We start from the raw sequence: 11,144 nt of genomic DNA, 5'->3' as shown, positions 1-11,144 counted from the left end.
TCAACCAGTCGTTTCATCGAAATGACGTCTCTGTCAGATAATTAAAAGAAGAGTGCTGACTGGATCAACACTCCATGCGACTGCCCGTCGCACAAAAAGCTCAGTCAGCGACTGAGCTCTTTGTTTAATCTTGGTCATGAACATGATCTTGGTCGGGCTCTTGTTCAGCTCTTGGACTCTTCATTGGATGATGCGGCATCATAAAACCATTTTGCTCCATCATTTCGTAGTGTTTCTCAAAATGAGCAATCATCATTTGGCCCTTTTCTTCTTCAATTACCCCAAACTCTACATACTTCTGAATCATTTCTTTCTTTTTCTCAAGAATGTCCTTATGTAGCTTAGCTAGTTCTGTTTTCTGCTGCTCATTTAACTGAACCTGCGGTTGCGAAGGCTGTGAAGGCTGCACCGGCTTACTCACATCATTCTTTTGACCATAGGCAACCGAAATTAGCATCACTGACAGGAGCAAAGTAACAAGGGCACTCCATAAATATTTCCGCATGAAAATCCTCCTTTTTAGTTGGTCGATTTATTGTTTTCCAACTAAAGTTTTTTTATGTATCTTTTTCCAAAAATACGGAGGATTTTGTTTCTCATGCTTCGAATACTACACTAGCTTACAATTTTGTAATTAAATACTTACAATGCTGATCACCATTAACATTGCACTCTGTTTCTCTAATAATGAAGCGCCTGTTCCAAACCTTGGACAACGCTCCCTCCAAGATTGCACCTTCTAAATCACAAACCATCTTTCCTTCATGAATCGGCAAGCCTTCGCAGAAGCAATCATCAACGATAATTTCTAATTCCTTGTCAGTATCGCGAACAATTGAAGGGATCCCAATTTTCAAATCGACAAACATTTTTAAAATCTCATCGACTGAATTAGCCGGAAGACTACTTCCAATTTTTCGTCCAATTGCAAGCGTCGTACTTTTTCCGTTCATCGGCAGACCTTGATACATACCGATTAAGCGAATGGCTCGAAATAGCTCCAACGGAACATCTTTACCAAGCTTTTCACGTTTAATTTTTTTCATATCGCCGAAGTTAAATTCACTCATCGAAATCTCCCCCATGTATTGATATCTAACTCTATTCTTATATAAATAGCTGCGTTTGTACTTGATATAAATCAATGTTTAAACAAAGAATAGGTTGTATAACTAGGATAGATTTTGTAATGAATGAAAAATTGGAGGATCGGATGGGAGAGAAAGAATTAATTTCTAAAACCAATGAACGTTATCTCTATCGCAAGCTTCATTCTTTAGCCTATCAAGATTCGCTTACTAATTTACCGAATCGCCGCTGCTTTATACAGTGCCTAGATAAATTGATTCAAAAAGAGCAGTTCAATAATGGCTTTGCGATTATGTTTGTTGATTTAGATCGCTTCAAAAAAGTTAATGATACATTGGGGCATCATAGTGGAGATGAATTGCTTATCGAAGCAGCGCAAAGACTAAAGGCTAATATTCGCAACCAAGATGTTGTCGCCAGAATTGGCGGTGATGAATTCATTTGCCTATTACCTAACCTGATTGATAAGCCTGCTGTCGAAATTATCGCCGAGCGGCTGCTTGATGCTTTAACGAAGCCTTTCTCGTTATTGGGTCAGGATATTTACATATCAGCTAGTATTGGTTTGTGCCTCTACCCATTTGATGGCACAACATTAGAATCGCTCATAACCAATGCTGATATGGCAATGTACAGGTCCAAACGCCTTGGTAAAAATCAATTCCAGTGGTTCTTGCCTGAACAGCAGGCAGGGGAGTTTGAAACCTTTATTTTGGAAAACCAATTACGTAAAGCGATTGAACATGATGAGCTTGTTTTGTATTATCAACCTTTGTTAAATTTGGCCAATGATCAAATTGACAGTGTTGAAGTGTTAACTCGCTGGAATCATCCTGAGCATGGCTTACTTATGCCAATTGATTTTATCCCGATTGCAGAAGAAGCAGGAATGATTATGCAAATTGATCATTGGGTGTTGCGTGAAGCGTGCAAACAAAAAATGAAATGGAACGACCAAGGCTACTCTTCTATTAAAATTGCAGTAAATGTTTCACCACAGCAATTTTTACTTCGTGATTACCCAAATTCGGTAAAAAGCATTCTTGCGGAAACAGGCGTGTCAGCATCCGAGCTTATCATCGAAATTACCGAAAATACAATTATTCAAGACTTTGAGCTAGCAACAACGAACCTAAATCAACTTAAACAACTTGGGATTCATATTTCAATTGATGACTTTGGGACAGGCTATTCATCACTACATTATTTGAGTAAATTGCCAATTGATCATGTGAAAATTGATCGTTCCTTCATACATGATATTGAAACCAATCAAAAGAACAAAGTCTTAACAAATGCAATCATTTCACTGGCCCACGCTCTAGAGATTGGTGTAGTTGCCGAAGGGATTGAAACGAGTCGACAAAAATATGAAGTGAAAAGTATGCATTGCGATGTAATTCAAGGTTATTTGATCAGTAAACCAATTGAAGCTGAACGAGTTAGTCTTTATTTTTCAAAATAGGAAAGGGGAATGTACGATGCTAGAAATTAAGCAAGATGGCGTACGAATGGTAATCGATATTCGTGAATTAGTGAAGAAGGGGATGCACCCAAAACGAGAAATTCTTGAAACCATTCAAAATGCCCCAATCGGGACAATTTTTGAAATTCATTTGCCTCATGCAGCGCAACCACTTGTTGCTGCCATCGAGAGCTTGGGTCAGGACTGTGTTGTTAACGAGCTCGGACCAGGCCACTTCCGACTGCTAAGCTTGAAAATGACATAAACACCTAAAGCACCAATGACCTTCATTGGTGCTACTTTTGGTCGGCTTACCTCAAAAATATAGCTTCAATGACCTCCATTGGTGCTACTTTTCCGTCGATTAAGCCAATCCAGCAATTTCTTTGAGTCCCTCGATATCAAACAACTCGATTCCTTTGCGGCCGTTGAGCTTGATTAGCTTGAGCTCTGAGAGTGAAACTAACTTCCGACTCAACGTTTCCGGGGTTGTACCGATTAAGGACGCAAAGTCTTTCTTAGAAACGGGCAGCTCGAAATTAAGCTTTTTTTCTTTTTCATAAAAGGAAAGAAGGGCCTTGGCGAGTCGTCTTTCCACTTCCATCAAGCTGATGGCGCCAATCCATTCATCAGCAGCCTGAAGTCGCTCGCTTAATACCATCATATATTTCATTGCAATATTTGGACTCCGCTCAAGGATTTGCCGAAAATCATCTTTATGAATCGAGCATACCGAAGCTTGCTCAAGTACTTCTGCATGTGCGTGATGCTGCTTATTTTCTAGTAATGCGTATTGTCCAAAGAAATCACCTGGAAACAGCAAGCGGATAATCTGCTCTTTCCCATCATCTGAGAACTTTGAAACTTTCACCATCCCTTTATGTACAATATATAAAGTATCTGACTGCTCACCTTCTTGAAAAATAAATTTTCCCTTTTGATAGGTTTGACTGTTCACAGCTTGTTGAATTTGGCAAAATTCCTCATCATTGAGCCCTTTAAATATTGGCACATTCCGTACGCAGGAACCGGTCGGTGTATGACACTGACAGTTCATAAACTCACCTCAAGTTTCATCCATATTTATTAGCATAACCGATTTATTTTGAAAAAATTGTGAAATAAATCACCATTTTGTTAAGAAAACTTGATATAAATCAAGGCTGATGCAAATGATAATAGATATCATTAACTTGTAGACATGAACATTAAAACTTTAATTGGAGGGATTTTTATATGGAACAGAAATCAATTAAAGAATCGATTATTTACAATGAAGAGCGTTTTACAAAGAGAATTATTTTTCAAAAAGGGGACAGCACCGTTTTTATTTTAAACTTCATGCCTGGGCAAGAGCTTCCAGCCCATGAACACCCAGGAACAGAAGTTTACCTGCTTGTCCTTAATGGTACTGGCACATTTACCATCGATGGAATTGCAGCTGAGGCAAGTGAAAATACAGTCGTTCATTGTGCAGGAAATGAAAGTCTGGCATTTAAAAATACTGGCGATGCGCCGGTTAGTTTGTATGTCATGCTAAATAAGGTCCCTGATGAGCGCTACGTGCAAAATATTTAATTAGTCTTAATCCATCTTTAATCCACCACCCCATCACATAAAAAGGCTGACTCGCATAATCTCAAGAGTCAGCCTTCTTTTTATACTTTTCTAGAACACAATGGTCTTATTTCCATGGACAATGATGCGATCTTCCAAATGCCAGCGGACAGCCCGAGCCAACACGCTGCGCTCAATCGAGCGACCAATTTTCTTCAGGTCCTCCACTCCATCTCGATGGTCGACACGCATAATATCCTGCTCAATGATTGGGCCTTCATCTAAATCGTTCGTTACATAATGACTTGTTGCTCCAATCAGTTTTACCCCACGTTGGTAGGCCCGGTCATATGGGCGCGCTCCAACGAAAGCCGGTAAGAATGAATGATGGATGTTAATAATTCGATAAGGATGCGCAGCTACAAAATTTGGCGTTAAAATTTGCATATAACGCGCGAGCACAATTGCATCGACCTTGTGCTCATTCAACAGCTTAAGCTGCAGAGCTTCAACTTCAGCCCGATTTTCACGATTGGCAGGGGTATAGTAGAACGGAATACCCAGCGCTTCAATGATATCGCGCGAATCCTCATGATTGCTGACCACTAACGCTATATCCGCCATCATATCTCCACTCTGCCATTCCCAAAGTAATTCTCTTAAAGCATGTAACTCCTTCGAGACAAAGATAGCAATCTTCTTCACTTCCGACACAAGCGAGAGTTGCCACTCCATTTTGAAGGTCTCAGCAATATCTGTAAATTGTTGAGTTAACTCTTCCTTTTTGGTTTGAAGACCCGGACATTCAAACTCAATCCGAATAAAGAAAGTTCCCCCAACTGGATTAGTGGAATATTGACTTGATTCAATAATGTTTGCATTATGGTCAAACAAAAATTTTGATACAGCCGCCACAATTCCTGGCTGGTCTGGGCAATTGACCAAGAGGCGACCACGATTTTTTCGCACTTCTTTAAAATTCGTTAATTTAGAATAAATGTCCTGGTTCATACACAGTCCTCTTTTTCACTTTTTAGTTCAAATTATAAAGCAGCGACGCATTATTTTAAATATTTTTTCAAAAAATCAAACAAATGATACTACCAAGAGGTTGAAGCACCTCCAACATACTCCAGTTTGCGTAAAAATTGATTTGATATTGCCCAACCATTTTTATGGTATACTTATACCGAGCAAGAACCGGCAAATAATTCAGAATTCAATACCGAGTAAATCGAGGGGTTTTATCATGTCATATTCATTTATTAAATGGTCCATTTTGTTATCACCAGCCCTAATGGTAGGGTTATGGGAGTATGTTCGTCATGAGTATTTGCTTCAATTTATTTCAATGGATGCAGGAAACTGGTTGTCACCTTTGATTGTTATCTTTTTTACATTGATCTTCTCGACACCCTTGTTTCGGAAGTTGGAAAAAATTCAAGAGGAGCTTAAGCAAGAACGAGCCTACAAAGCAATGATGGAGGAACGACAAAATATTTCCCAGGAACTACACGATGGAATCTCGCAGTCTCTGTTTCTATTATCGGTTAAAGTAAACAAGCTAGAGAAAAAGGTTACAGATGAACAATTACCCGAAGTTCATAAAATAAAGCAAACCGTTCAACACATATATGAGGATATTCGGACGTCCATCCAAAATTTACGAACACCACCACTTGAAATTGAGCAAATTTATTTATATCAATCATTAAAGAGCCTATTGAAAGAAATAAAAACGGAAAGTGATATTAAAGTACATTTAGATTGGGATTTTCCGGAACGATCCCTTAACTATAAAGAAAAGCTAGAACTCCTTTCGATTATGAAAGAGGCGTTAATGAATGTTCGGAAGCATTCACAATGTTCGAATCTCCATATTAGTGCAAAAGAACAGGATTTAAAGCTAGTATGTAAAATCAAGGATGACGGCATTGGCTATCATCCAACTAACAATACAGGACAACATCATGGTGTTAGAATTATGAACGATCGCGCACGTAGTATTGGTTGGAATTTTAATATTGAATCGAACCACAGCGGTACGTTGCTTTCCATTGTCAAAGGGGGATAGACCATGATCGATACAAAAATCACCAGAATTTTGATCGTTGATGACCATGCCCATGCCAGAGAAGCAATTCGTGAACAGCTTAGTGAATACGAGGATTTTATGATTGTTGGTGAGGCTAAGAGCGGCGAAGAGGCCATTTTTTTAGCAGATGAAATTGAGCCTGATTTGATATTAATGGATATTAATATGCCAGGCTTAGACGGTTTAAAAACAACTAAACTAATTAAGGAAAGGCATCCAAATATCATTATTGTAATCTTAACGGTTTCCGAAGACAGCACCCATTTGTTTGAAGCCTTAAAGCAGGGGGCACAAGGCTTTTTAATTAAAAAGGTGAATCCTGGCGATTGGTATCCATATTTAAAGTCTGTCGTCTCAGACAATATCCCTGTCTCCTATGATTTGGTTAATGAGATGTTGCTGACCATTTCGAGTCACCCTAAGAAAAGCGAACAACAAAGCGCAATCCCTAATCCATTATCACAACGCGAAATGGAAATTCTGAAGCTCGTGGCAAAGGGCTACACTAATAAAGAAATCTCAGATATTAGCTACATATCTGAATACACCGTAAAAAATCACCTGAAAAATATTACAAAAAAGCTGGGGATCAAAAACAGAGTTCACTTAACTCGACACGCGATTGAAAACGGATGGATTGAGCCCTAAAAAAGAAAGGCGGAAGCGGCTCGTTCAGCCCCGACAAGCTTAAGACGAGCCGGCCGAAAGGTTGTCCTTTAACCTTTTGGACGGATTGGCTTAAGACCTCGAGGGGCTAACCGCTGTAGCTAGACATCATTGCGCACGTAAAAAACAGAGACTTCGTCTGAGTCTCTGTTTTTTTATTTAAAACCATAAATTTCTTTATTGATTTGATACAATCTCGTATGCAATTGATCGCGGTCGACCTCGTTAACTTCTATCTCATGATAGATTTGTCCTTGATGCAGAAACACGATTACATCAGCGACTGTCGAAGCCACATCAAGCTGGTGAGTCGATAATAGAATAGTTTTACCTTGTGAGCGTAGCTGTAACAAAATATCAGCAAACGTAGATACCCAATATGGATCAAGTCCATTAGTCGGTTCATCCAACAATATTAACTCACTATCGCGAATATAACTTTGCGCAAACACTAGCCGTTGTCGCATCCCTTTTGACAAATGTCCTAGTTTTTCATTACTTTTACCTTCCAAGCCTACTAAGGTCAACGCTTTCTCTATATGCCCTTTAGGAGCACGCGCAAGCTTGGCATAAAAGGATAGCCATTCCTTCACCGTTAACCCAGTCGGAAAATGATAATCATCCGGCATATAGCTAATTTTGTTTAAATAGTTTTTCCTGTCCTGGTATTCTAGTCCAGACACCGTGATATCTCCACTAGTTGGCTTAATGATACCGCCAATCATTTTGATAATCGTACTTTTACCAGCACCATTTCCCCCGACAAGCACCCCTATTTGACATGCATCAAGTTGCAACGAAAAGGGGGTGAGAACCTGCTTTTTATTATAGCTCTTTGTAATATTTTTTATCTCTAAAATAGGTTGGCTCATTTCCTAACTTTCCTTCCTATTAGAAAAGTAGATATTGCAAGCATCCCAAATACATAGAACAAGATGTAACCAAGCAAATAAATGAGGGATTGAGGTCCTTTTAAAAAGTCAATAATTTGATAGTATTGTTGGCCAAAAATAGAGCCTCCATCAAATTGAATGACGAAGAACACGCGTAAAAGCTCGGCTGGATTTAAAACCGTAAATGCTAACAAGATCGGTTTAACTAAATTAAATTTTAAAAAACTGAGTGCACCAATCAACAGCATCGGCCAAATCATGATAAAAATAAACCATAAAGCAATGGCCACCATCATCGCAAGCCAACGTGTTGAAGAAAGCACGCCTATCACAATACCAATTGCTAAAAATGCAGCTGTTACCATTACAGCAAAAAGAAATATTAGTAGTATACCTGTAACAGAGGTTGTCCCATTAAAAAAGAAGCTCATTGCTGTAAACACACCAAAACTAAACGCGATGACAATGATATGGGTCACCAGTTGTCCTAAATATTTCCCCATAATAAAGGATGTCATTTTAAATGGATACGTTAATAACAGTGCAAATCGTCCTGCTTCCCTTTCCTCAGTTATCGAAAAAGACCCCAGCAGCATAACGATTAATGGAAGCGAATAGAGCAGAACATTAAAGGCAGTTGCAGTAACATTTGTGAAGCTATTTAAACCATCAATATTTAATTGAATCATAAAAATGAAGGTCATAATTAATAGAAATAAGCCCGCAAAAAGATAGAATGATTTTTGTCGTAAGGATGACTTCCATTCCTGACGAAAGAAAATATATGTATCCACGTAAAACTCCTCCTTCCTGCTGCAATGGAATGAGGCTGAAAAATCAGCCTCATCCAACATTTTTATTATTCAGCGTGATCCATGCTATCTTCCATGTTCATGCTTTCATCTGATTTCATGCCATCCATGCTATCATTGTGCATTTTCATTGTCATATTATTTTTATCCTGTGGCCATTCATGCTTATCTAACTCAGCCTTTGTCATAATCTGACCCATTCCATTTTTATCGATGAATTTTTGCGCACCAGCTTCATCTTTAAAAGCAATAACGCCATAGCCCATCGCAGTCGTGATTTTTGGATCAAATACATATACTGCTTTCTCATAATCTAACCATTCTTTATCATGGTGGCTACGAACAAATGCTGCTTCGATATCATCAGTACCATTTGCTCTAATCCATTTATTAACCATACAACCGATGTCATCAAACACAAGTGTTTTGCCATCTTTTAAGACAATCTCAGTCGCATCTGCATTATCCCCAACCGCCATTTTACAGTTTTCACATTTGTCAACTGCTTCATCAATTGGCTTAGCTTTTACTGATACCTTTTCTTCAGTTTTAGGCTCGTCCTTCTTCTTTGTATCCTTTGTTGAATCGCTAGAATTACATCCGGCAACGGCTAACACCAACACCATTAGTAACATTAATAACCCCAATTTCTTTTTCATTGCACTTTCTTCCTCCCCAAAGTAAATAAAATAATACTTACCAGTATGAATAGTATAGAAATATACATTATACCCATGTTTAAGCTTGTAGCTTCTGTCTCCTCAATATTTGGTGACATCGCTGGAGTTAAATCCTTTACTAAGCTCGCCTCATCACTTTTAAACAGTTTTTCCATTAACATCATTCCCGGTGCTTGAAAGAAAAGCTGAAAAGCTGAATTCTTATCCGTGATTTCCATAAAATAAGGATCTGCAACAACCTTTAGATCACTTAAGCCATCACCGTTAATGTCCAACCCTTGTTGATTGTCCCAATAATTTTTTGAAAGATTATTTTGATTTGATCCATCCCCATAGGTGAGAATCGTCGTTGTATTTATTTTAAAATCATTATAAGTAATGTTATTATCCGTGGATTGTTTAAAAATAATCCCTAATGCATTGCCCTGGAAAATGTTCCGTGTTATTTCATTTGTAAAAGTGTTGTCGATCATAATGCCAATTCGGTTATCCTTAATCAGATTGTTCTGAAATTTCGATTCGTTAACGTCATACAAATATAGTCCTTGCGAGTTAACATTTTGCCTGTTTTCTAACAATTTATTATTCTCATATAACTCATTAGACGAAACCATAATCATGCTTCCGGTATGGTTATTAATAAGCGTATTGTCCTGGACAACATTATTTTCAGTGTACATAAAGTGCAGACCATATCGTGAACGGGTGACCAAATTGCCATAAATCTTATTAGCACTACTGTACTCGAGGTAAATGCCATCACGAATGTCTTTAACTGTATTATTAGCAATCACATTATTTTCTGACCGATACAGGTCAATGCCATTGCCTTCATCAGCTGCACCTTGGTAGCCCATGACCGTTACATCACGAACCTCAATACTGTTCGCTTCGTTTAAACGAACCCCAATATGCGCCGTCTTTACGTTAACATTTACAAGACTATGTTTTGATCCAGAGATGAAAATGGCGTAATCAGCATCCTTATTTTCAACACTCAGATTCTTAACGGTTGCCCCCTTGTTTTGTAAAATAAGTGCCGGAGAATCACCATTAGCAATAATCTTCACACCTTTTTGACCAATAACCGTTATCGACTTATTAATGACAAGTGGCCCAGTGTAGGTTCCACTTGGAAGTTCAACCGTCTTACCTTCAGGGGTGCTATTGATAATGTCTTGCAAATTGGTTTCAGCTGAAACTGTGGTTAGTCCAGTGATTATGTACAATAGTAGTAGCAATCCGATTAACCTTCGAATTAGTTGCATTTCTCACACCTCACCATTATGATAACATGTTGATTTTTGGCGACATATGACTCTTTATGGCTATAATTGTGACAAACCTATGACAGAATCAAAAAGTGGAAACGGCCCGTTATGAGGCGACAAGCTTAAGACGGCCGGTTAGGCCAAAATAAAAAGACCTGAATTCTGCTTCAGATCCTTTCCCTCAACTACCTATATTATGGTTATTCACGCTTAAATTTAACCATCAGTTGCTTTATGCCTGGCGGTAATTGCAATGCTGAAAACCAGGAAGCATTCATATCAACATCAATTGAAGCGCTTACAACTTTGGCATCTAAATCTGTTCCGCACGTCTTACATTGGACTTGGTACTTACTAAGGTTCTTTTCCCCGCAACTATAGCAATAAGCCTTTGTTCGAAACGGCCTTACCCCACACTTGGGGCAAATTTCGGTCGTGCTAGAAATTACGACTCCACAATTTGAACAATACAATTTTCTTCCCCCCATACAGAGATATGAATGAATATTGTGCAAGTCTAAGTTAAATTGTCCATCTCAAATTTAATGAAAAATAAAAAATGTTTACACAATTAACATTATACTAAAATACCTACCATTTTTTCACACTTCTCATA

14 protein-coding genes are annotated in these 11,144 nt (G+C 38.4%); 5 read left to right on the top strand and 9 right to left on the bottom strand.

The features are described from left to right. Positions 1-124: 124 nt before the first annotated feature. Complete coding sequence (locus HHO41_RS17600; protein WP_169101091.1) at positions 125-505, bottom strand: YckD family protein; 381 nt, start codon at positions 503-505, stop codon at positions 125-127. A gap of 115 nt (positions 506-620) precedes the next feature. Then, positions 621-1,070 carry a V4R domain-containing protein gene (locus HHO41_RS17595; RefSeq protein ID WP_169101089.1) on the bottom strand — a complete coding sequence of 150 codons (450 nt, stop codon included), beginning with the start codon at positions 1,068-1,070 and terminating at the stop codon, positions 621-623. 143 nt (positions 1,071-1,213) lie between these two features. Here HHO41_RS17595 and HHO41_RS17590 point away from each other — a divergent pair, with 143 nt between their 5' ends. Continuing rightward, entirely contained in the window at positions 1,214-2,554 is a 1,341-nt protein-coding gene (locus HHO41_RS17590) for a putative bifunctional diguanylate cyclase/phosphodiesterase (protein ID WP_169101087.1), read from the top strand. A 16-nt stretch (positions 2,555-2,570) separates the two neighbouring features. After that, positions 2,571-2,819, top strand: coding sequence for a DUF2249 domain-containing protein (locus HHO41_RS17585; protein ID WP_169101085.1), 249 nt, complete (start codon positions 2,571-2,573; stop codon positions 2,817-2,819). Between the two features lie 99 nt (positions 2,820-2,918). Here HHO41_RS17585 and HHO41_RS17580 read toward each other — a convergent pair whose 3' ends face one another. After that, positions 2,919-3,611, bottom strand: a complete 693-nt coding sequence (locus HHO41_RS17580) for a Crp/Fnr family transcriptional regulator (protein WP_169101084.1) — start codon at positions 3,609-3,611, stop codon at positions 2,919-2,921. Between the two features lie 179 nt (positions 3,612-3,790). Here HHO41_RS17580 and HHO41_RS17575 point away from each other — a divergent pair, with 179 nt between their 5' ends. Then, a complete protein-coding gene (locus tag HHO41_RS17575; protein ID WP_169101082.1) occupies positions 3,791-4,132 on the top strand; it encodes a cupin domain-containing protein in 342 nt (113 codons plus the stop codon). Between the two features lie 90 nt (positions 4,133-4,222). Here HHO41_RS17575 and purU read toward each other — a convergent pair whose 3' ends face one another. Then, positions 4,223-5,122, bottom strand: coding sequence for a formyltetrahydrofolate deformylase (gene purU, locus HHO41_RS17570; protein ID WP_169101080.1), 900 nt, complete (start codon positions 5,120-5,122; stop codon positions 4,223-4,225). Between the two features lie 238 nt (positions 5,123-5,360). Here purU and HHO41_RS17565 point away from each other — a divergent pair, with 238 nt between their 5' ends. Next, entirely contained in the window at positions 5,361-6,185 is an 825-nt protein-coding gene (locus tag HHO41_RS17565; RefSeq protein WP_169101078.1) for a sensor histidine kinase, read from the top strand. A 3-nt stretch (positions 6,186-6,188) separates the two neighbouring features. Beyond that, entirely contained in the window at positions 6,189-6,854 is a 666-nt protein-coding gene (locus HHO41_RS17560) for a response regulator (RefSeq protein ID WP_169101076.1), read from the top strand. Positions 6,855-7,027: 173 nt separating this feature from the next. On the opposite strand, the gene HHO41_RS17555 is transcribed toward HHO41_RS17560, so the two are convergent. The 5 genes from HHO41_RS17555 to HHO41_RS17535 form a co-directional block, all read right to left on the bottom strand. After that, a complete protein-coding gene (locus HHO41_RS17555; RefSeq protein ID WP_169101074.1) occupies positions 7,028-7,744 on the bottom strand; it encodes an ABC transporter ATP-binding protein in 717 nt (238 codons plus the stop codon). Further along, positions 7,741-8,559 carry an ABC transporter permease subunit gene (locus tag HHO41_RS17550; RefSeq protein ID WP_169101072.1) on the bottom strand — a complete coding sequence of 273 codons (819 nt, stop codon included), beginning with the start codon at positions 8,557-8,559 and terminating at the stop codon, positions 7,741-7,743. The genes HHO41_RS17555 and HHO41_RS17550 overlap by 4 nt, the downstream gene beginning before the upstream one ends. A 65-nt stretch (positions 8,560-8,624) precedes the next feature. Beyond that, positions 8,625-9,236 carry a nitrous oxide reductase accessory protein NosL gene (locus HHO41_RS17545; RefSeq protein ID WP_169101070.1) on the bottom strand — a complete coding sequence of 204 codons (612 nt, stop codon included), beginning with the start codon at positions 9,234-9,236 and terminating at the stop codon, positions 8,625-8,627. Further along, positions 9,233-10,525: a NosD domain-containing protein gene (locus tag HHO41_RS17540; protein WP_169101069.1), complete on the bottom strand. Its 1,293-nt coding sequence runs from the start codon at positions 10,523-10,525 to the stop codon at positions 9,233-9,235. The genes HHO41_RS17545 and HHO41_RS17540 overlap by 4 nt, the downstream gene beginning before the upstream one ends. 203 nt (positions 10,526-10,728) lie before the next feature. Beyond that, positions 10,729-11,001 carry a hypothetical protein gene (locus HHO41_RS17535; RefSeq protein ID WP_169101067.1) on the bottom strand — a complete coding sequence of 91 codons (273 nt, stop codon included), beginning with the start codon at positions 10,999-11,001 and terminating at the stop codon, positions 10,729-10,731. Positions 11,002-11,144 lie beyond the last annotated feature (143 nt).

Source organism: Bacillus sp. DNRA2 (genome assembly GCF_012843265.1).
Lineage (GTDB): Bacteria > Bacillota > Bacilli > Bacillales > Cytobacillaceae > Bacillus_BU.
This window is presented reverse-complemented; position numbering and strand designations above follow the sequence as displayed.